The sequence below is a fragment of the Streptococcus parasanguinis genome (genome assembly GCF_032163505.1).
Taxonomy (GTDB): Bacteria; Bacillota; Bacilli; order Lactobacillales; family Streptococcaceae; genus Streptococcus; species Streptococcus parasanguinis_V.
This window is the reverse complement of record NZ_CP134147.1, coordinates 76,776-98,476: the sequence shown is the minus strand read 5'-3', so window position 1 is coordinate 98,476 and position 21,701 is coordinate 76,776. Positions and strand designations below refer to the sequence as shown.

21 protein-coding genes are annotated in these 21,701 nt (G+C 43.0%); 2 read left to right on the top strand and 19 right to left on the bottom strand.

Features of this window, described 5'->3' with window-relative positions; translation table 11 throughout:
- Positions 1 to 136: 136 nt before the first annotated feature.
- From RIN70_RS00560 to RIN70_RS00550, 3 genes are all read right to left on the bottom strand, one after another.
- A complete protein-coding gene (locus tag RIN70_RS00560; RefSeq protein WP_195623561.1) occupies positions 137 to 2,509 on the bottom strand; it encodes an AAA family ATPase in 2,373 nt (790 codons plus the stop codon).
- A gap of 361 nt (positions 2,510 to 2,870) precedes the next feature.
- Positions 2,871 to 3,506, bottom strand: a complete 636-nt coding sequence (locus tag RIN70_RS00555; RefSeq protein ID WP_313790609.1) for an SdpI family protein — start codon at positions 3,504 to 3,506, stop codon at positions 2,871 to 2,873.
- The gene (locus RIN70_RS00550; RefSeq protein WP_003009465.1) at positions 3,493 to 3,774 is read right to left on the bottom strand and encodes an autorepressor SdpR family transcription factor; all 282 of its coding nucleotides are present in this window, start codon (positions 3,772 to 3,774) and stop codon (positions 3,493 to 3,495) included. Before RIN70_RS00550 ends, RIN70_RS00555 begins: the two co-directional genes overlap by 14 nt.
- Before the next feature lie 831 nt (positions 3,775 to 4,605).
- On the opposite strand from RIN70_RS00550, the gene RIN70_RS00545 reads away from it, so the two are divergent.
- Complete coding sequence (locus tag RIN70_RS00545; RefSeq protein ID WP_195424264.1) at positions 4,606 to 5,775, top strand: CynX/NimT family MFS transporter; 1,170 nt, start codon at positions 4,606 to 4,608, stop codon at positions 5,773 to 5,775.
- 86 nt (positions 5,776 to 5,861) lie between these two features.
- Here RIN70_RS00545 and RIN70_RS00540 read toward each other — a convergent pair whose 3' ends face one another.
- From RIN70_RS00540 to RIN70_RS00490, 11 genes are all read right to left on the bottom strand, one after another.
- The gene (locus tag RIN70_RS00540; RefSeq protein WP_134974813.1) at positions 5,862 to 6,983 is read right to left on the bottom strand and encodes a LysM peptidoglycan-binding domain-containing protein; all 1,122 of its coding nucleotides are present in this window, start codon (positions 6,981 to 6,983) and stop codon (positions 5,862 to 5,864) included.
- A 294-nt stretch (positions 6,984 to 7,277) separates the two neighbouring features.
- On the bottom strand, positions 7,278 to 7,901 hold the full coding sequence (locus RIN70_RS00535) for a V-type ATP synthase subunit D (protein ID WP_003002380.1): 624 nt from the start codon (positions 7,899 to 7,901) through the stop codon (positions 7,278 to 7,280).
- Positions 7,902 to 7,904: 3 nt separating this feature from the next.
- Positions 7,905 to 9,290, bottom strand: coding sequence for a V-type ATP synthase subunit B (locus RIN70_RS00530; protein WP_003002370.1), 1,386 nt, complete (start codon positions 9,288 to 9,290; stop codon positions 7,905 to 7,907).
- Positions 9,277 to 11,067, bottom strand: a complete 1,791-nt coding sequence (locus RIN70_RS00525) for a V-type ATP synthase subunit A (RefSeq protein WP_195623558.1) — start codon at positions 11,065 to 11,067, stop codon at positions 9,277 to 9,279. The genes RIN70_RS00530 and RIN70_RS00525 overlap by 14 nt, the downstream gene beginning before the upstream one ends.
- A 33-nt stretch (positions 11,068 to 11,100) precedes the next feature.
- A complete protein-coding gene (locus RIN70_RS00520; protein ID WP_045760121.1) occupies positions 11,101 to 11,805 on the bottom strand; it encodes a GNAT family N-acetyltransferase in 705 nt (234 codons plus the stop codon).
- Complete coding sequence (locus tag RIN70_RS00515; protein ID WP_003009443.1) at positions 11,802 to 12,122, bottom strand: V-type ATP synthase subunit F; 321 nt, start codon at positions 12,120 to 12,122, stop codon at positions 11,802 to 11,804. The genes RIN70_RS00520 and RIN70_RS00515 overlap by 4 nt, the downstream gene beginning before the upstream one ends.
- Positions 12,103 to 13,122 carry a V-type ATPase subunit gene (locus RIN70_RS00510; RefSeq protein ID WP_313790608.1) on the bottom strand — a complete coding sequence of 340 codons (1,020 nt, stop codon included), beginning with the start codon at positions 13,120 to 13,122 and terminating at the stop codon, positions 12,103 to 12,105. Before RIN70_RS00510 ends, RIN70_RS00515 begins: the two co-directional genes overlap by 20 nt.
- Positions 13,123 to 13,131: 9 nt before the next feature.
- A complete protein-coding gene (locus tag RIN70_RS00505; protein ID WP_049498129.1) occupies positions 13,132 to 13,722 on the bottom strand; it encodes a V-type ATP synthase subunit E family protein in 591 nt (196 codons plus the stop codon).
- A gap of 69 nt (positions 13,723 to 13,791) precedes the next feature.
- Positions 13,792 to 14,271 carry a V-type ATP synthase subunit K gene (locus RIN70_RS00500; RefSeq protein ID WP_003009435.1) on the bottom strand — a complete coding sequence of 160 codons (480 nt, stop codon included), beginning with the start codon at positions 14,269 to 14,271 and terminating at the stop codon, positions 13,792 to 13,794.
- 30 nt (positions 14,272 to 14,301) lie between these two features.
- Positions 14,302 to 16,263: a V-type ATP synthase subunit I gene (locus RIN70_RS00495; protein WP_313790607.1), complete on the bottom strand. Its 1,962-nt coding sequence runs from the start codon at positions 16,261 to 16,263 to the stop codon at positions 14,302 to 14,304.
- Positions 16,253 to 16,576 (bottom strand): hypothetical protein, encoded by a 324-nt coding sequence (locus tag RIN70_RS00490; protein WP_003015405.1) that lies wholly within the window; start codon positions 16,574 to 16,576, stop codon positions 16,253 to 16,255. The genes RIN70_RS00495 and RIN70_RS00490 overlap by 11 nt, the downstream gene beginning before the upstream one ends.
- Positions 16,577 to 16,869: 293 nt before the next feature.
- Between RIN70_RS00490 and RIN70_RS00485 the strand changes: the two genes are divergently transcribed.
- A complete protein-coding gene (locus RIN70_RS00485; RefSeq protein WP_313790606.1) occupies positions 16,870 to 17,709 on the top strand; it encodes a MurR/RpiR family transcriptional regulator in 840 nt (279 codons plus the stop codon).
- A 97-nt stretch (positions 17,710 to 17,806) separates the two neighbouring features.
- Here the strand turns inward: RIN70_RS00485 and RIN70_RS00480 are convergent, their stop codons facing one another.
- The 5 genes from RIN70_RS00480 to RIN70_RS00460 form a co-directional block, all read right to left on the bottom strand.
- Positions 17,807 to 18,694: an ROK family protein gene (locus tag RIN70_RS00480; protein ID WP_313790605.1), complete on the bottom strand. Its 888-nt coding sequence runs from the start codon at positions 18,692 to 18,694 to the stop codon at positions 17,807 to 17,809.
- 15 nt (positions 18,695 to 18,709) lie between these two features.
- Positions 18,710 to 19,627 (bottom strand): dihydrodipicolinate synthase family protein, encoded by a 918-nt coding sequence (locus tag RIN70_RS00475; RefSeq protein WP_313790604.1) that lies wholly within the window; start codon positions 19,625 to 19,627, stop codon positions 18,710 to 18,712.
- Positions 19,628 to 19,658: 31 nt separating this feature from the next.
- Positions 19,659 to 20,306: a DUF624 domain-containing protein gene (locus RIN70_RS00470; protein WP_313790603.1), complete on the bottom strand. Its 648-nt coding sequence runs from the start codon at positions 20,304 to 20,306 to the stop codon at positions 19,659 to 19,661.
- Positions 20,307 to 20,327: 21 nt separating this feature from the next.
- Positions 20,328 to 20,780, bottom strand: coding sequence for a NanQ anomerase/TabA/YiaL family protein (locus tag RIN70_RS00465; RefSeq protein WP_156671603.1), 453 nt, complete (start codon positions 20,778 to 20,780; stop codon positions 20,328 to 20,330).
- A 74-nt stretch (positions 20,781 to 20,854) separates the two neighbouring features.
- Positions 20,855 to 21,694, bottom strand: coding sequence for a carbohydrate ABC transporter permease (locus RIN70_RS00460; RefSeq protein ID WP_009731989.1), 840 nt, complete (start codon positions 21,692 to 21,694; stop codon positions 20,855 to 20,857).
- Between the last annotated feature and the right edge of the window lie 7 nt (positions 21,695 to 21,701).

Sequence of the window (21,701 nt, the reverse complement as noted above, 5' to 3'; positions counted from 1 at the left end):
ATTTTAACATATTTCAGAATCATAGTATAACAACATTAAACGTACTTCACTTACTTAAATAATTTGAAAAAATTTCATTCAAATTGTTTTAAAAGGAGAAACTTTTTCAACTTTATGATGAGTAGAAATGGTATCTTTATTTTTTACTACCTATAAGATCCGATTTCCATCTTTCTAATATTGTTTGATCTAAATTATTGATTTGGTATTTAAGATGAATTGGATTAAGACTATATAAAAGAACTAATACAAATCTAGCTGTTTGAATCTTTTGTTTAATTGTCAACAATACTTCTCTATCTCTTTCAGTTATTCCATAAATTTTATCTGAATAGTGGCTTTCTCCATTCAAAAGCAATCTATACATATGAGATTTTAGAAGCTCTCTCTCCTCTCTATCATCAATCGATTCACTTAATAATACTTCATTCGAACTTAACTCTGATATCCCTTTTTGATAATTAAATGTGGAAAAAGCTTCCAACACTCGTCTCATAACGTTACCTATATATGGAGAAAATTCTTTTGCAAAATCACATTCCTCATCCTCAATACAAGCAAAGTCATATATTTTTGTAAGTTGCGTAGAATAGAAGTTTTCCTCTTTCTCAGCTGTCTCTATACCAGTCATAGAATTCAATTGTTTTAATTTAATCTGATTATCTCTAAAAACTCTCTTCCCATCAGCATCTAAGATATCTTCAAATATTTTAAAACAATTATAATAGACATCACTATCATGAGTTAGTATCAGTATCTTACTATTCTCATTACCAATACCAATTTTCTCAATTTCTCCTCTAAGCAGACTATATATTCCTAATTTAATCTCATGGTCAAAACTAGATACCGGATCATCAAGAACTATTAAAAGTGGTAAATTATATTGATTATCAACATTTTGATTTTGATTGACTATAGAAAAAAAGTAACACAAACCAATTGCATTTCTTTCTCCAGTAGATAAACTACTTAATTTTGTCCTTTTACCTCTGGATAAAACATAATAAAATCCATCTTCCTGTTCTAATTTTAATCGCTCAGATTCATAAAACACTCTACCCAATTGTTTATTAATATTGTTAAGAGCTAAAGTAGTATTTTTTACCGACTGCTCATCTTTTACAATTTCCTCATTTAACTCTTCTATTGATTTCTCAGCTTTATTTATTTTTTCTCTATTTTCAAATAATTCTTTACAAAAATTCTCTGTTTCTTTATAAGCTAATTTATCATTCAGCTTATTTGCTTCTTTAATATTTTCATCAAGTTTATTAAATCTTATATTATACTCATCACAAGCTCTATTGTATTTAGATAATGATACATCATAAGCATTTTTAGCTTTAAAAAGAGTTTCGTCATTAAAGTCAGAGGTCCTATATACATTACTCTTCTTATCCTTCAGCTTCTTAATCATTAGATTAAGCTTTGATTTCAAATCTTCTATTGATTTATTCAAACTTATTCTTACATCTTCTTCTATTCTTTTATCTAAATCTACAAAATCTAATTCTGCAATTATAAGCTCAGATATTTTAATAACTTGATCTATACATTCAATATGTTCAGATATCTCATTATTTAACAATTGTTTTTTCAAAACAGATTTTAATTGAGCTAAAGTATCTCGTTTATAATCCTCGTTGATTTCCTGAAAACATGTTGGACAATTATTTGAATTCCCTTTTAATATATTTTCTGTTTTTTCTATACTACTGTCAACATTATTTCCAAGTATTTCAATAATCTGATTCTCTCTCTCGGTTAGCTCTATCATACTAACTGGCTCAGCAATAATTTTTAATTTGTTTTTTATTTCATTAATGGGAATTTCTACTTCCGAACATCTGTTAATCCTTTTTTCATTCTTAGCTGATTCTATTTCTTTTATCAGATTACTAAGATTCTCCCCTAATTCTACCACTGATCTTGAAGATACAGAACTAGAAATTCTATTTATTAAACTAGCATTAAAGTATGGATTTTTATCATTTAATTCACTAAAAATACTCTTCCACCTTGATTTTTTCGTGCCTACAATACTTTCTTTTATGTCATTTTCAGCAGTTGAAAGAGCATCGTTATATTGAGTCAATTTAGACTCTAATCTTTTTACTTCACTTTTGTTTAACGCTATTTTCGACATTAAATCTTTTTGATCATCAATAAGAACAATTGCTTCAAATCTTTCATTTTCTATAAAAGTTACTTTTTCATTTTGAAATTCTTCATTGTATACAAATATAGTTTCTTTATCTCTATCAGTAATATTTATCGTGTTACTCACTCTATTTTTTTCATTAATAAGGGTAATATCCTCACTTATGTCTCTTAAACTAGAAATAGATTTAGAAATAGTACTTTTCCCTGTTCCATTTCTTCCAAATATAATCATACTTCTGAGTATTTCAGTATCCGGATTGCTTTCTTTCTTCAACCAATTTAGTTCTATCTTCCTATAAGGTAAGTAGTCTTTTTCAATAGTTATCTTTGTAAATTCTTGCATATGTCACTCCTTCACAACCAAATTTTTCAGTTTTTTAAACGATATTAGAGTCGAATCATTTTTCCCTATTGTATCAAAATAGGGTATCCTACCCATCCCTTCAAATATATTTTTTTCTTAATTTATTCACCTCGTAAACTATAAAATAAAGAGAATTTTTTTACTCATAAAAACCATAACCTAAATTTTCAAAAAAAGATAAACTGCTATATATAGTATAGCATAGTATATCAGCTCCTAATAGATTCTTTCCGAAAAATAAGTATTTTCCTGAAAGTTTTAAATTTGAAACGATGAACAAGCAAAAACAACCGGAAAAGAAACCGTTCCCGACTGGCTTCTTCTCTGGTTGTTTTTCATACTAACGATTTTTCCGACTTAATTGATAAGAGTACATCACAGGGATAAGGACAATGGCGAGGATGACCAGCGCCAAAACATAAGAAAGGGCGAATTGAAGGCCTGCTTCAAGCAGAAGGATCAAGCCTCCGAGGACCCACAACTTCCCTGCCAAGCGATGGGTTTTGTGCCAGTTATCTTCACTCTGCAAGGTCCAGGGCAGACGGATTCCAACCGTGTGATTCACTTTCAACTTAGGCATGTAATTGCCCATGATCACAAAGATAAGACCCAGCAACACCGAAACAAAAACAGATGGATTGGTAGTAGATCCTAGCGCCTTGCTATAAATGAGATAGGAGGTACTTAAGGAAACGATTGGGGTCAACCAGTAAATCGCTCTAATCATTTTTTCATTCATAGCGCTATTCTTAGGATCACGTCCGATCATAAAGATCATAAACAGATGCACCATGAGATCGAAAATAGGAAGACCAAACACAACCAGGGGTTTCGATTGGAAGTTATTGGCCTGGCCAGCAAAATTGAAATGAATCGGGATTTGGTTAGGCAATTGCGACCAAATCATCAGCCCCCAAAGCATGGGGAAAAGGATCACCATAGAAGTTAATAGCAATAGTTTTTTATTCGTTTTCATCAGTAGAGTCTCCTTTCAAATCAACGAGCCAGACCATTAAATCCTCCAAGACAGAAGTATTGAGTTCATAGTAGATAAAATTCTTCTCTTTTTCCTCTCGAATTAAATCTGCCTGCTTGAGGAGGCTTAAATGATGGGAAATGGTCGCTCCTGCTACATCAAAGTGGCCAGCGATATCGCCAGCGGATAATTTCCCTGCCTTTAGCAGCTCTAAGATACTTCTTCTTATCGGATTCGATAAAGCTTTAAATGTTTGCGCAAAATTCATTCTCTATCTTCTCCAATCTATTTAGATTTCTTTCTAAATAGATTCTAGTACTTTCGGATGGCTTTGTCAACTCTATTTAGAAAAAATTCTAAATAGTTTCTGTTGTAAAAAAATATCAGACCTAAGACCGATTCTTATAAACAGCGTCTTTTCTTAAGTTTTCTTTAAGAAATCAACCTTATAATAAAACCATCAAATGAAGACCTCCTAACTTTGTTTGATAGAAAATCCTAAACTTTTTCATAATAATCTCCCTATAAGAGCCACCAAAACCGGTGGCTTTTTCTATGGGAGTGAGACAGAACAATTATTTAAAATTGTTCGTTGTCTCACCCCCGCACAGTTGATTAGGTTATCTTTGGAGCTATAAGAGCGAACAAAGATACCAATCAACCACTGCGTTATACAATTATTACTAACCTATTCTTAGTGAGTCAAGTCCAATAGGGGCTTAGACGAGCTTAGGTACATGGATGCAGTTCGAACGGCAGTGAGAACTACGTTCCTTAGAATGGAATAAGTAATTTTACTGTTTGGAATGATGATTAATGCATTTTGTCAGACTTAAGACCTATTTTTTAAACACAACCTTTTCTTAAGATTTCTTTAAGCAAACCGCCTTATAATAAAACCATCAAATAAAGACCTCCTAACTTTGTTTGATAGAAAATCCTAAACTTTTTCATAATAATCTCCCTATAAGAGCCACCAAAACCGGTGGCTTTTTCTATGGGAGTGAGAACTACGTTCCTTACCCTTCATTTGTACAAATACTCCAATTTATACTCGATCTATGTTATAATGAAGAGAATTTTTGTCTGAGGAGGATTTATGAAAAAAACACATTCTACGCTATTCATCCCGGGCATCATTATGCTTGGGATTGTTTTACGAACACCATTTACTACGCTTCCGACGGTCTTGTCTGACATCGCAGCTGGTTTGGGGGTTGATGTGAGCTCTCTGGGACTATTGACTAGCTTGCCACTTCTCACCTTTGCCATTTTCTCACCTTTTGCGATTCAATTTGCTAAAAAGTTGGGGATTGAGCGCCTCTTTTTCCTAGTTTTGATCGCGATTACGATCGGATCTGCCATTCGGATTATCAATCTCCCCTTCCTCTATCTGGGAACCATCTTGATTGGAGCTGGCATCGCCTTTCTCAATGTGCTGCTTCCAAGCCTGATTCAGGCGAACAGACCCCGCCAACTAGGCATTCTGACCACTTTGTACATTACTTCTATGGGGATGTCCACAGCGATCGCCTCTTCTGTGGCCGTTCCGATCACCAAAGCCACTTCTTGGCAAGGTTTGGTCAACATCTTGACAGCCTTGTGTGCTCTTGCTTTGGTCATCTGGATTCCTAACCTTCGCTACAACCACCATCTAAAAAAGACGGCTACTACAGAATCTAGTAGCAAGTGGTATACCAATAAATATGTTTGGGCTATCATGATTTTTGGAGGCTTGCAGTCACTGCTTTTCTACACAAGTATGACCTGGCTTCCGACCATGGCTGTTCAAGCTGGCCTTTCAAAGGTTGAATCTGGACTACTGGCCTCCGTGTTCACCCTGATCAGTCTCCCATTCTCCTTGACGATCCCAAGTTTAACGACACGGTTATCCGATCGCAATCGACGCTTGATGCTGACGATTGTTGTCGGAGCAGGGATTCTGGGGGTAGCCATGCTCTTAATCCCGACTGGCAACTTCTTCTACTGGTTGGTATTAAATGCCCTGATTGGAAGTTCCGTTAGTTCGCTCTTCCCTTACCTCATGGTCGCTTTCTCTATGAAATCCAGCACACCTGAAAAAACAGCTCAACTTTCCGGTCTTGCCCAAACAGGAGGCTACGTCTTTGCAGCCTTTGGTCCCATCCTCTTCGGCTACAGCAAATCTCTCTTCCACTCTTGGACACCTGCCATTCTTATGCTCCTGGTCTTAACCATTATCATGGCGATTGCCCTTTATCAGGTGGAAAAAGTCGATCATATTTTATAATCATCGTCTGGCTGAAAGATTCGTCTTCCAGCCTTTTTTGTGCATACAAAAAAAGAACTAGGCACTTGTCCTAGTTCAAAGTTTTATTATCCGTTAAATGAGATATGTACGTGGTCGTTGTGGTTTGCTGTATCTCCACCACGGTCCGGCATTTGGTTCCATGTATTAGCTGGTCCGTAAATGTTATTTACTGGCATGTAGAATTGTTGTTTCCAGATAATATATGAGATACCTGCACGGTCCATGTTATCAATCGCATACTGTGCAACTTGATCTCCAAGCTCTGAATTTGTTGGAACCATCACGTCTACTGCAAGTCCTTTACCATGGTCTTCTGGATCCCCTTCACGGTAACCACCGATGTTTGTGATACCGAATTTCGCTGCAATTTCTTGACGGAAAGCTTCCGCTTGAGGTTGAAGATTTGGATCAGTTGGAATAGTATTTCCGCTTGTTGGAGTTGATGCTACTGGTTGCACTTCAGGTGCTGCAGCAGTTTCTACTGCTGGTTGTGCTGCTGGAGCTTCAGGAGCAGAAGCTGGTGTTTCAGCAGGAGCTTCCGCTGGAGCAGATTGAGGAGCAGCTGGCGCTACTTCTTGATTTTGTACTTCAACATTGACAGCTGGAGCACCGTAGTTTGGTGTTTCTGGAACAGCTGGTTGTGCTGGTGTTTCTGCTGCTGGTACTTCAACTACAGGAGCTTCCGCTGGGGCTTCTTGAGTTTCCGCTGCTGGAGCTACTGGAACAGCTTTGTTATCTTCGTTTACTGGTTTAGACAAATCGTTGACAGCGACTGTTTGGTCATCAACTGTCACTTGGTTTGTTGTCAAGTCAGCACTTGCAACGGTTGCATCTGTCGCACCTGCTTGAGGAGTTTGGATTTCAACTGAAGTTACTTCTTTTTGATCATTTACTGTTGTTTTCAATACAGTACCTGGGTAGATCAAATCCATGTTGCTGATGTTGTTTAAGTTTGCCAACACATGAACATCGATTCCAAGCGCTTCTGCGATCGAACTCAATGTATCACCATATTTGATGGTATAAGTTTGTTGGTTTTCACCGCTTTGTTGGATATCATGTTTGATTTCATCTACTGAGCGAGCTACCCAATCTTCAAGTGTTTCTGCAGTGGCTTTTGTAAATGGAATCACTGCAAGAGCTACTGTTGAAGCGATCAAGGCTTTCGTATTAACTTTTAATTTCATCTTTTATCCTCTTTTTTCTTTGTTTTTTTGCTCAAGATTTTCTTGGACAAATTAACTACCATACTATCTTATCACAATTTAAAAATAATAAAAGGCCTTTTTGGCTATTTAACAAAACTGTATTTTTCTTGTAACATTTCGTCTTTCTTGTCACATTGTTACAAACTAGTAACATAAAATTAGGGTCCTGGAAGAAGAGTTCGAGGGCGCAAAAAAAGCCTCATCAAGGAGCGGTTCCTCGATGAGGTTCTTGTCTTTTTTAAGTAATTGAACACGCCTACAACTCTTTGTATCTTATTTTACCTTCATGATTCTGACGAGGTTGGCGCGTTCGGCTTCTTCGAGTTTCATTTCGATATAATAGATAGTCTCTTTGAGGTCTGGGATGGTCGCATACTCGAGTCCGTTCACTCGACGGCGGGTTTTCTCGATTTCATCTGCCATGAGTTGGCAGCTTTTTTCGATTTCCGCTAACTTGAGCAAATCAGGGAGTAGATCCCCCATTTCTTGGATCGTGCTATCCATTTGACTGTTGGAGGCGAGGTAGCTATAAACCACGTCCCCTTCATCATCTCCGTATGGATTATCGATACGGGCATGGAGCTTGGGCACGCGCACACTCATGACATTTTCTTCCTCGATGTGTAGCATCACTTCTCGAGTGGGAACGGCAAAGATTTCTTCTACCATGAGGTCACTCTCCAAGGACTTGGCCATCACGAAATCTTGCATATTGCCCACCAGCGCTGCCTCCACCTTTTGGCGCAGACGATTATTCTCTCGCACAGCTTCAATAAAGCGACGCATGAGTTCATCCCGCTTATCCTTGAGCAACTTGTGCCCCCGGGTTGCTGTCTTGAGGCGCTCTTTGAGAATATTGAGCTCCATCCGAGTTGGTTTTACATTTAATCGTGCCATAGGCTAATCCTCTTTGTTTGGCAGATACTTGTCAATCATCTCATCCTTGATCCGTTTAAGCTCTGTTCGTGGAAGGATGGATAAGAGTTCCCAACCGAGATCCAAACTTTCCTCAATCGTCCGATTGGTAGTGAAACCTTGGTTGATGTATTCTTGCTCAAAGCGGTCTGTAAATTTAACATAGAGCTTGTCGGTATCTGACAAGGCAGATTCCCCAAGCACTACAGCCAGTTCTTTGGCTTGTTTTCCTTGGGCGTAGGCCGCAAAGAGCTGGTTCATGGTCGCCGCATGGTCTTCCCGAGTCTTGCCTTCACCAGAACCCTTGTCCTTCAAACGAGAAAGGGATGGAAGAACATTGATCGGTGGGCGGTAACCACTATTGTAGAGATCGCGGGACAGAATAATCTGACCTTCGGTGATGTAGCCTGTCAAGTCAGGGATGGGGTGGGTGATGTCATCTTCTGGCATAGAGAGGATCGGAATTTGGGTCACAGATCCTTTCTTTCCAACCAAGCGTCCTGCACGTTCGTAGAGGGTTGAGAGGTTGGTATAGAGATAACCTGGATAACCCCGACGACCTGGAACTTCCCGGCGGGCAGCGGATACTTCCCGAAGGGCTTCACAGTAGTTGGTCATATCGGTCATAATAACCAAGACGTGCATGTCTTTTTCATAGGCCAAATATTCGGCAGCTGTCAAGGCGATCCGAGGAGTGGCAATCCGCTCGATAGCGGGGTCATTAGCTAAGTTGATAAAGAGGACCGAGCGGTCAATCGCACCTGTCTCCCGAAGGTCGTTCATAAAGAACTCGGCTTCTTCAAAGGTGATTCCCATAGCCGCAAAGACCACGGCGAAGTTTTCTTCAGAATTAAGAACCGTCGCTTGACGAGCAATCTGAGCCGCCAACTCCTTGTGAGGAAGACCAGAACCTGAGAATACTGGGAGTTTTTGGCCCCGAACCAAGGTATTCAAATGGTCAATGGCTGAGATCCCTGTCTGGATAAATTCATCCGGATAGTCCCGCGAAACAGGGTTGATGGCTTGTCCATCAATGTCCAAGTACTTCTCTGGGATAATCTCCGGACCACCATCGATGGGTTTGCCCATCCCGTTAAAGATGCGTCCGACCATGTCTTCAGACACAGGAAGTTCTAGGGGACGTCCGGTAAAGCGGACTTTGGCTTTTTCCAAATTGATCCCGCTAGATCCTTCAAAGAGCTGGACCATGGCCTTGTCTTCTTGGACTTCGAGGACTTGTCCCTGGCGGGTCGTTCCGTCATGGAGCTTGATTTCTACGAGTTCATTGTAGTGAACCCCCTCGACCTGATCGACAATCATCAAGGGGCCAACAACTTCACTGACAGTACGGTATTCTTTAATCACGCTCATTGTCTACTCCTCCTTTTGCGACGATTTGGTGTAGGGTTTCTACGATTTCTTCTTTCAAGGCTTGAATAGTTGCCAACTGATCCTCATGGATGAACTTGCTCCGGGCAATGCGGTCTCGAAGAGTTACGGTTCCTTCCATGATTTCTGTGAAGTAAGCTCCTAATTCTAGTGCTTTTTGACTTTCTTGGTCAAAGGTCAAAATGTTGGTCAACAAGGCCACCTGCTTGCTGAAAGAGGTATAGGTATCGACATCATCAAAGGCATTTTGTTGCAGGTAGTCTTCGCGGATCATCTTGGCCGCATTCATGGTCAAGCGGTCTTTTTCAGACAAGGAATCTAAACCAACCAAGCGAACGATTTCTTGCAATTCACTTTCTTTTTGCAACAGGTTCATAGCACGGGTCACTTTTTCAGACCAGCTGATTTGTTCATGTAAATCGATATAGCGACCGACTTCATCCTGGTAAAGGGAATAAGAACTCAACCAGTTGATGGCTGGGAAGTGTCGTCGTTGCGCCAATTGAGCATCCAGTCCCCAGAAAACCTTAACGATCCGCAGGGTGTTTTGGGTCACCGGCTCTGAGATATCTCCACCTGGAGGGGAAACGGCACCGATCGCCGTAATCGAGCCTTCGCGCGCAGTAGTTCCAAGCGTCTTAACCCGACCTGCACGCTCGTAGTATTCGGCGATCCGGCTACCAAGGTAGGCTGGGTAGCCTTCATCCCCTGGCATTTCTTCTAGACGACCAGACATTTCACGGAGAGCTTCTGCCCAACGAGAAGTAGAGTCCGCCATGATGGCAACGGAGTAGCCCATATCGCGGAAGTATTCGGCAATGGTAATCCCTGTGTAGATGGAAGCTTCCCGCGCCGCTACTGGCATGTTCGAAGTGTTGGCGATCAGAACAGTCCGTTGCATGATGGATTGACCAGTCGTTGGATCGATCAATTCTGGAAATTCATTCAGAACGTCCGTCATTTCATTTCCACGTTCCCCACAACCAACGTAAATTACGATGTCTACATTGGCAAACTTGGCCACCTGGTGTTGCACGACTGTTTTCCCAGCTCCGAAAGGACCCGGAACAGCTGCAGCTCCACCTTTAGTCACAGGGAAGAAAGTATCGATGACCCGTTGACCGGTAACCAAAGGCTCTACTGGAATCAGTTTTTGTGCAAAGGGACGGCCTCGACGAACCGGCCATTTTTGCATCAAAGTACCAGTAAAGAAACTGCCATCTGCCTGCTCGATCTCATAAACCGGCTCTTCTACTGTGTAAGAACCTGCTGCGATCTTGGTCACACGTCCACTGACACCAAAGGGTACCATGATGCGGTGTTCCACCATATTGGTCTCTTGAACGGTACCGACGATGTCTCCAGCGACCACTTCTGTCCCTTCAGTCACACTTGGTTCGAAGGCCCATTTGGTGTCCCGATCTAGATTTGGAACTTGCACCCCACGAACCAAAAAGTCACTGGCAGTCACTTCTTGGAAGCGTTCCAAGGGGCGTTGGATCCCGTCAAACATCTGAGAGATCAAACCTGGTCCCAATTCAACAGAAAGGGGAGCTCCGGTTGTGACCACTGGTTCTCCTGGACCGACTCCAGACGTTTCTTCATATACTTGGATAGAGGCTTCGTCACGCCGCATCTCAATAATTTCGCCAATCAAACCAAGATCGCCGACCCGGCAAATGTCTTGGATATTGGCCTCCTGCATCCCTGATGCAACCACCAAGGGACCGGAAACTTTGATAATTTTTCCTTGAGTCATGTATTCCTCCTGGGAATCCTTTGTTTCTTTGTTTTACTTTTGTGCTATCTCTCTTAGAGATTGCTTTTGTTGGCCATTGGCATCGAAATTGCTTGGATCCAACCAAGCTTCTAGTCGCTGTTTGATTTCTGGCCATTCTTGGTCAATGATAGACAACCAGTCTGTATCACGGGTACGACCTTTATAAACAACAGCCTGACGGAAACAGCCTTCATAGGTGAACCCTAAGCGCTCAGCTGCTTTGCGAGATGCTTGGTTTAAGGCATCGCATTTCCACTCATAGCGGCGGTATCCTAAATCTTCAAACACGTAGCGCGCTAAGAGATACTGGGCTTCTGTAGCCATGCGAGTCTGTTGGAGCGCTGGTGAGTAGGTCACTGCTCCGACTTCGATCACCCGGTTGGCTTGATCGATCCGCATGAGAGAGAAAGTCCCCAAAGCCTTGCCTGAATCTTTGTCTACAATCGCATAGTAAAAGCGACCTTGGGCTGTCATGAGATCATCTAATAAGTGGTCCCACTCCTCTTCATTACGGGCAGGGCCTTTGAACAGAAAGGTCCACATAGCTGCTGGAGAGTCCGGCCCGTAGACCTGATAAAGATCTGCTCCATGTTTTTCTTTTGAGAGGCGCTCGATCACGGTATAGCGACCTTCGATCCGCTCAATAGCTGGCAGACGCCCCGGTGTAAAATCCGGCAGTGCATCGCCAATCGCTTGGCCAAATTCATTTGTTCTCATAAAATATCCTGTCCTACTGCTTTTTCGACATTATCACGAATCCGCTGTTGGCCCAGTCCCGTAGTTCCTCTATGGGTCGGGATAAGGATCAGAGCCGGAGTCAGCTGCTGGTCGTAAAAAGCCACTGTATCTGGAATAGCCTGAGCAATATCCTCTGTCAGGTAGATAATCCCGAAGTTTTCCCGACTGAGTTTTCGCAGGGTATTGATCGCTTCTTGTGGCTCTGTGACCGGATAGGTTTGAAAGCCAATCAGGCGAAAAGGAAGGATGGCGTCCCGATTGCCCACAACTGCGATCTTATAGGTCTGTTTGTCCATAAATCGGTCTCATCCTTTCTTTGATGTCTGCTAGCGGAAAACCATTGTCCAAACCAGAGAGGACCAAACGAAGGTTGGTCACCTCTAACTCTTTCCCGTAAAGATAACGAACAAGAGGGAGTGGTCCATCGACTTCAAAACGGCCAGCGTCTAGAAGACTGAATTTCACCAAGCTTTCTAAATACTCCAACTCTACGGTCTTTAGTTGACCGGTGCGCATCTTTTCTTCATAAGTCTCTAAGGCGAGATCGTACTCCAGTGGATTAACTTGATAAAACCAGGTCAACCACTGACCGGATTCTAGCAGGTCGATCACCTGATAGGCATTGAGGCTCCCTTCATCTGAGAGTAATTGGTGCATAAAGCTATGCGGTTTTTGCTGATCCAAGGCCCGCTTAACTGTAATCGCATTGTAAAAGTCAATGGTCACGTCCACCAACTGCTTCAGAATCGGATGATCTAGGCTGTCCCCTATGTATCTTAGGTGTTTAAAATAAGCTAAGTCCATCCCAATTTCGAGAACTCGCAAGTCCTGATAGTCTTGGAATTCTTGCCAGGTTGCAGCCACTTCTTCCGCCATAAAAGCCGGACAATGCTCCGCAGAAAAGGTCGCCACCAAATGCTCGAGCACATCGAGAGAATAAGGACCGATAGGGATCAATAAGTGCCCTAACTTGCGCTCTGTCGCCTTGTGTTTTAGATAAACCTTGAGATTATGATAGGTGTATTTCAAGGTGAAGAGGCTAACCAGATCTGACTGAGGGCTTACCTCAAAAGCCCATTGGTATTCTGCCAACAAGGCTGTCATCAGGCGGGCTTCAAGGGCTGATAAATCCTTGATCTCGTGGCTGTCTAAAGCATAAGGCGTCCCTTGTAGCAAGCCTTCTCGACTCTCACTGGAGGGACTTGCAAGCAACTGCTCGAACTGACTGGGACTGACAAAACTAGCCTCACGTACGCTGATTCCTGTATTGACTTGAGAATAGGTCCGTTCGCTCATTGCAACCTCCTAGTTCTCTTCATCTGTGAAAATGCTGGCTGCCATCTGGTAGCTTTCTTGCTCCCAAATGGAATCCACCAAATCACGGTAGAGATAGTTGTCATCAATCTTCCCAACCGACAGGACAAAGCCTGCTTGAGCTGGGATCGTTGCATCTGCAACTGTCACATTCTGATGCGTCTGCTTCAATCTCTCGAGAGCTGCTGAATCAAATTTGCTAGCACTCACCGCACCGAAGGTCAGGGTCACAACTTGTCCCTGATAGCGATCTAAGACCGCATCTACAAACTGCATTTCCTTTTCAAGGGGCCAAGCCACCATCGCTTCATAAGCATCTGCAAAGAGATCCTTTAAGACGCGTTGCTTGGTGACAAGGGTTGATTGGCGTTTTTTATTTTCGATTTGTTGGGTTTCACGTTGCAATTGACGTTGAATCCGCTTGAGCTGCTCGGAGCGTTGATTGAGTTTATCTTGAATCAAACGCTCTTCTTGCGCAGTCTCTTCTTTTAGGATGGTTTCCTTGGCCTCTTCTAAGAGTTTACGCCCTTTTTCATGGGCTTGGGCCAAGATCGAATCCTTTAATTGGGTTTGTTCATCCATATCGTTTTTCTCCTATTGCATGCGTCTTGTGTTTTTCGCCTCGCGAGGCGAATCCATCAAAGCTAGCTCTTAGCCGACGCGTAGGGTCAATAGGAAGGACACAACGAAGGCCAAGATGGCGTAGGTTTCAACCATGGCCGCAAGGATAACCCCTTTCATCATGTCTTCAGGGCGTTTGGCCAAGATTTGCATCCCTGCTGTCGCAACATTTCCTTGGTGTTTTGCTGAGAAATAACCAACGATCGCAACTGGAAGAGCTGTAAAGAAGTAAGCAACCCCTGTTTCAAGTGGCATATCTGGCTTAATTTGCAACCAGATCAAGATCCCGATAACGAAACCGTACAAACCTTGTGTACCTGGCAACAATTGCAAAATCAAGGCTTGGGCAAATTTTTCAGGTTGTTCTTTCAAGAGCGCTGCTGCTGCTTGACCCGTTTTACCAACCCCAAGGGCAGATCCCATTCCACTAAGTGCAACGGCGATCGCCACACCAAATGCTGCAAAGAAGGCGCCCCCATGGGCTGAAAAATATGATGCTAAAGATTCCATGAATATACTCCTATTTATTAAAGATAATACTTATTTTTTTGTTTTAATATAGCGTTCAGAAGGTTTGAGAGGACGAAATGGCTTGCCTCCTCCTTCGTAGAACTTACCGAAGAACTCCACAAAGATCAAACGGGCTCCATGCACATATCCTGACAAGAAGGACAGGAACATATTAATGGCATGTAGGACGATAAAGAGCAGAAGCCCTACCGTAAACCGTCCAAGCGGTGGAAAGAGATTGACAATAAGGTTAAAGGCTGAACCGATACTCGCTCCAGACAAGCCCAAGGCCATCAAACGGGTGAAGCTGACCAAGTCTCCAACATACCCACTGACATTGTAGAGGTTAAAGAGACCAGAAGCTAAACCGGACAGCTTCTTGGCACTGACAATGGAAACAATCAAGATCCCAATGGCGTTTAAAATAGCCAGCCACTTGCCGATCGGAACTAGAAGGCTCATCCCTGGCAAGATATTGCCTACTGCTAGAAGCATTAAACCAAGTAGGATCAAGACCCAAGCAAAGCCAGCATTATAGGCTTCGGTGTAGTCTTTGAGGCGAACATTTTTCATTCCTCCTAGGAAGAGGCCCACTAAGACGGTGATAAAACCAAAGACCACTGAGAGGATCAGGATGGTCATGGCGTTGCTGGTCGTACTGATCAGGGCAAAAGGCATCTCAAATCCAAAGAAAGAGCCATAGACCACACCCCAAAGGGCAACTGAAATTCCAAGGAGGCTGAAGAAACGAAGGTTCTTGGCTGTACTAGGCTTGAGCTTAAAGGCTTTAAGGGCAAAGCCTGTCGCTACCGTTAGCAACAGTCCATAACCGATATCTGCAACCATCATGCCAAAGAAAACAAAGTAGAAGAGAGAAACGATCGGTGTCGGATCTTTCTCGTAATACCTAGGCAGGGCGTACATCTCTGTGACTAATTCAAAGGGTTCTACCAAGGCATTATTTCGCAACTGGATCGGAACGTCATCCCAATCTTTTTCCGTCACATCGCGCGTCTCTAGTAAGACCCGAGAACCAAAACCTTCTTGCAAGAAGTCTCGCAATGAGGCCACTTGGGAGGTTTCAATCCAACCCTCTAGGGCTACCAAGCTTTGCGTGCTGGCAAGAAGCGACTTGGCTTCCTCACGAGCTCCCGAACTCAGCAAGTAATCCATCTGGTACTTAAGCTGGTCCAACTCCTTCTGGGAGTTTTGCAACTCGGCTAGGGTTGCTGCAACTACAGCTTCTTGTTCTTTGATTTCCCCTTCTAGGCGATCCAAGTAGGCGGCCGGGACCTGCTCTTCTTCATAGTCCAATTCTTTGAACCCATGTTCTTCCAGAAGCTCCTGAACAGCTACACGGTCTCCCGAACGATACAAGATGACATAACCGTGTTCGGTTTCAGACGTAAAGACTTCTTCTAACTCCAGCTCTGGATGAGCTTTTAAGGAAGAACGAACAGCGTCTGTATCACTATTCGGAATCGTCCCGATCAAGCCATGCACATAGTGAAAATTAGCGAGAGCAGCTGGCGTCACCTCTAACGGTCGCCATTTTTCTAAGCGCTCTATCTCTCCCTTTGCATCCGCAATCTTCTGACGAGCCTTGTCTAACACGCGCAATTGGCGTTTCAACTTGGTCAATAGAAGAGCCTCATCTCGAATCATCCCGTGGGCCTGCAAGTCATCAAAAGACAAACTTAAGGGTTCTTCCTTTAGAGCTTGCAGGGCCTTTTTCTCAGGCATGTAGGGCTCCAGAGTCTGAATCATTTTTTCAACTTGTTCTTGACGTTTTTGCAGCTCTACCAAGGCTTGACGATTGTCCTCTGTCAAGGGTTGAAACAAGGTATTTGCCTCAAAGGCAGCCTGCCATTCTTCCTGTTCACTTAGGTCATAAATCTGGATTTTCGCCTCAGACTGTAGCGCTAGTAGGAGACTGTCCAAGTCATCTTTGGGCAAGATGAGGGACAGTTTTTGCATCTGACTAACGGCCATAGCTTGCTACCACCTTTTCTACAATGGCTTCAACTAACCCAGCTCGCTTATCGGTCATCGCCTCTTGTACCTTGGCATCATTGCGCGCAACCGTTTCTTCCAGATCTTTCGTTAAACGGACGAGTCTTTCCTGGGCGTTTTTTTCTGCCTCTGTGACCAATTGCTTGGTTTCCTCATCGTAATGCTGTGCCACTGTTGCAAGGCGATCGCGCGAATCCGTTCGGATTTGTTCAACTTGAGCTTCATAGCCTACGATCACGCCCTGAGCAGCTTGCTCGATCTCTTGCATCATCTCGAGTGTTGCATTCGACATCGTCACACCTCCTTATTCAACCATTGTTCTTCCAACAACAGTACAATTATCTTAAATTATACCACAATTCATATCGTTTGTTCAGGCCCAACCGGAAATTTTCAGAAAATTGTGGATAACCAACAAGCCACTACTGCCAGGATTGGTAGCGTTCTCTTCTTTTCGCATATCCTGTTCCTAGTTTCAGTATTTCTTGATTTCTTTTACTTGAATAAAGCGGTTACCCATGTTATAATGTGTAATATATTATAGGAGCATCCTGTTATTTCATCTCGTGAGAAAGGAGGATTGCTGTGAAACAAGATCAAGATTTACGCGCCATTATCGCCAGCCATGAAGCTGAGTTAACAGATATGGAACGCGACATTGCCCAATATTTTTTATCATCCGAAGCACGACAGCACTCCCTGTCCTCTTCTCGTGTAACGGAGTTACTCCATGTTTCAAAGGCAGCTTTAACGCGTTTCTCTCAAAAATGTGGTTTTTCCGGCTATCGGGAGTTTGTCTATCATTTTAATGAGGAAACAAAGAATCAAAAACAGGTGCAAGAGCATGACGAACTCACTCTCAGTGTCTTGCAACGCTACCACCATATCAGTAACGTCACTGAAAGTCTGGTAAAAGATTCCCAATTAGATCGGGTAGCTGAACTAATCGATCAAGTAGACCGAGTCTATTTCTTCGGGATCGGTAGTTCCGGTTTAGTCGCTCGAGAAATGAAATTGCGCTTTATGCGACTAGGCGTCGTTTGTGAAGCCCTGACTGATCAAGATGGCTTTGCTTGGACGACCAGTATTCTCGATTCCTCTTGTTTAGTCATCGGTTTCTCATTGTCAGGAGGCACCAACTCCATTACAGACAGTCTTCTGAATGCGAAAGAAAAAGGGGCTAAAACGGTTCTTGTGACCGCTAATCCCGCTGCCATCCATCAAGGATTCACAGAAGTGTTACCAGCCGCACCCCTTCCTAGTAGTACCTATATCGATCGTATCTCTGCGATTTTACCACTCCTCATCGTGGTCGATTTAATCTATGCCCATTTCCTTAATAAAAGCCGAGAACAAAAGGAAATTGTCTTTAATAGCTACTGGGAAAACAAAAAGCTTTCTAGTCAACGTTCTCGAAAATCATAATATAGTCTCCCTATTTAAAAAGCATGAAAGATAAGGTTTTCTTCGTCTTTCATGCTTTTTGTGATGAAGCAAAAACAAGTCGTCAGTGCGACTTGTTTTATGTTCCATGTTTTTGTCTAAAGTGGTAGTAGGCCCCCAACATACCCGCAGCATTTTGATGGTGAGCAAATTCTAAACGGATCTTATCTGCTAGGCTAGGAACCAGTTCCGCACACAGAGCTTGATAGATTTTAGGTTTCAGGATCGCTTCCTGAGCCATAATTCCCCCTCCAAGAACGATGACTTCCGGATTGACCACATAAACGATATTAGCCAATCCTTTTCCAAGATAGGTCACCATCCGATCAATTCCAGCCATACAGATTTTATCTCCTTCAGTTGCCTGCTTGAAGATCCGGCGACCATTCCACTGTTCCACAGGATCACCATGATGTTCTGCCACATACTCGACTAAAGCCGTCGTTGAAGCTAGATCCTGAAAGGCGCCGTCTGGCAAATGAAGATAGCCAACCTCACAGGCTGAATTGCTAAAGCCATGAAAAACCTGACCATCCAGCAAGAGACAACCACCGATCCCTGTTCCAATCGTCAAGCAAACAGCATTGTTCGAGCCTTTTGCATGACCTGTTGTAACTTCTGCAAGACCGGCACAGTTAACATCATTTTCAATCTCGCAAGGGATCTGAAAAGTCTCTTCTATTTCCTTTTTGAATTGGGTTCCTGCATAGTTGGGAATTTGTGGCCCAGCATAAAAGATTTCTCCCTTATCCGGATCCACCATCCCAGCTGAGGATATCGCAACCCCTGCCAAGGCATGCTTCTTCAAATAACGGGCTACAATTTCCTTTGTTGTTTTAAGTATATGAGGTCCTCCTTTTTGGGCCTCCGTTGGCATTTCATGGGTCTCTAGGAGTTGCCCTTTTGCATCGGCTAGACCATACTTGATACTGGTCCCTCCGATATCAATTACAACATATGGATTCATCTAGACCTCCTTTGATCAAAGGAATCTGTCTTTTGTGTCCTGAATGAGTTGAGCAGCACGTTGAATCACTTCTTGATCCGCTTCTACTACTGGCGTCAAAGGGGAGCGAACAGATCCCAAGTCCAAACCTTCATTGATGCGCAAAACCGCTTTGATGACCGCATACATATTGCCATGAGCAGACGTCAAGACTCCGATAATATCATTGATGGCAAACTGTAAGGCACGTGCAGTCTCTAAGTCTTTCTCAGCAATTAGCTGATTGAGCTTCAAGAATAGCTCTGGCATAGCACCATAGGTCCCACCGATCCCAGCATGTGCTCCCATGAGACGGCCACCTAAGAATTGTTCATCCGGACCATTAAAGACGATATGGTTATCGCCTCCTAAAGAAGCAAAAGTTTGAATGTCCTGAACAGGCATCGAAGAATTTTTCACCCCAATCACCCGTGGATTTTTCAACATTTCCTTGTAAAGACTCGGTGTCAAAGCGACCCCTGCCAATTGCGGGATATTGTAGATGACAAAGTCTGTATGGGGGGCAGCTGCACTGATTTCATTCCAGTAGTGGGCCACACCGTATTCTGGCAAGCGGAAATAGATCGGCGGAATGGCCGCAATGGCATCCACTCCTAGTTTTTCTGCATGTCGTGCCAATTCCACGCTATCCTTGGTGTTGTTGCAGGCTACGTGAGCGATGATGGTCAATTTTCCTTTAGCTACTGCCATGACTTCTTCCAAGATCAGCTTGCGATCGGCCACGCTCTGGTAGATACATTCGCCAGAGGATCCGTTGACATACAACCCCTGCACACCTTTCGCGATAAAATATTCTACGAGAGCACGCACCCGCTCCGGGCTAATTTCCCCTTGGTCATCATAGCAGGCATAAAAAGCAGGGATGACTCCTTCATATTTTTTTAAATCTGACATATTTTCTCCTTTTGTCACTATTGAATTCATTTTATTCTTGGTAATGGGCGAAAATCTTTTCCATTAATCCAACTTGTGCATAAGCCAAGCTTGAAAAACCGAACAAGAAAAAGATCGTGAGTCCCAATAGGAAAGCTAAGACTGAGCTTGCAAGAGCCATACATAGAAGTAAGAGAGCACTTCCCATGACGAAGAACCAAGGAAAATGCAAGCCTGTCACAATCATGGCTTTTTGCAAACACTCTTTCCAATCCAATTGGTAACGGGCTGCAATCGGATAAGCAGCCAATAAGATAAACACAAGAAAGAGAAAGAGGCCTAAACAAATGGTCTTTAAAGCTTGGAAAGCTAGGGAAGTTTGCCCCCAAAATAAGAACAAATCAAAGAGACAAATACCTGCAATAAGCAGTTCCAGACTTCCTAGTTGCAAGCCTATCTTCCAATTGTCCCGAAAAGCCTTCGCATAACTACGAATCACCGGAACACGACGCTGGTGCTTAATGGCAAAAACCGTCTGATACAAACTAATTTTCGCAATTCCAATCGTGAGAACTGGTAAACAACTTAGCACAAATAAAAGATTAACGGTTACCAAGTCGAGCACCTTCTCACTGATGCGCATCACTACATTGTCCGTGTTAAAGACGGATTTGATCAATCCTGCCCCCCTAGATGACATAGACACTCCTTTCTAACATGATCAATCGATCGCAATTTTAAATAAATATTTTTTCACGATATCTTCTTGCCCTGCATAACCATTGGGCTGGTGAGGCTCCTCTGGAAAGAAAATCGCAAAATTATGATAGCCTAGATGAAGCGGATAAGACTCCTGACAATGGACAAAACCGATGTCCGATGCTTCATCAAATGCGATAGCCTCACCTGTCACACGAGATCCATAACTCGAAAACTCATGCCCTTCTACTAATAAATGCAAATCGGCATATCTTTTGTGGTGTTCAAAGCGATCATTTTCTGCTTTGTTGAGGGTATTTTCTTGAACGACGAGAAAGACCTTATCCCCATCGATATCGTATCTCCCCAATTCAAAAGAATCCTTCCGATGCTCATAGAGAAAGTCAATGGCCTGATCCAGATTGGGGTGGATTCCTTTGTAAAAGGTGATGTTTTTTAAATCATCAAATATCATATTCTCATCCTTTCGATACTTCTCAGCCTAGCAAACCGATCTGTACACAACTATCGTTTGTCCAAGCAGACGACTTATCCTTTGACCGCTCCCATAGTAATCCCTTGTGTAAAGGATTTTTGGAAGACGAGGAAGACCGTAACGATTGGCACTGCAGCTAGAGCTGCCCCAGCCATGATCAAGCCATAGTTGGTGGCCATTTCGGCCTGCATGGTTGCTACCCCTAAGGAAATGGTCAAGTTTTGCCGAGAGGTCAGCATTACCAATTGCATAAAGTAGTCGTTCCAGGTGTTGATAAAGGTAAAGATGGCAAGGGCTGCAAATCCCGGCTTGACAATTGGGAAGGCAACGCTCCAGAAAGTCCGCAACTCTCCACAACCATCGATCTTAGCAGATTCTAAGAGTTCTGTTGGGATGTTTTCACTAAATTGCTTCATCAAGAAGACCCCGAATGGCCATCCAACCAATGGTAGTATAACGGCCGCAAGGGTATCATGGATTCCCATAAAGTTGATAATGCGTACCAATGGGACCAAGACAACTTGTTTCGGAAGGGCCATAGCTGCAATGAAGATGGCAAAGAGAATTCGTTGCCCATAGAAGCGTTTCTTAGCCAAGACATAGCCAGCTAAGGACGAGGTCATACATACCAAAAGCATGGTTGCAAGGGAGATGAAGACACTATTCCACAACCATTGTAGGGCTGGGTTTTGCACCATCAACTGTTGGAAGTTTTCCATAGTTGGTGTCTTTGGCCACCATTGAGGTGGGATCATAATCGTATCTGGTTGAGACTTAAATGCCCCTGTCAAGATCCAATAAAATGGGAAAATGAACAAAATTGTTAAAAGGAGCAAAATGATCGTTGAAATCACTGTAAAGGCAGTGATGGGTTTCTTTTGTGTTGGTTTCATCTGAGGC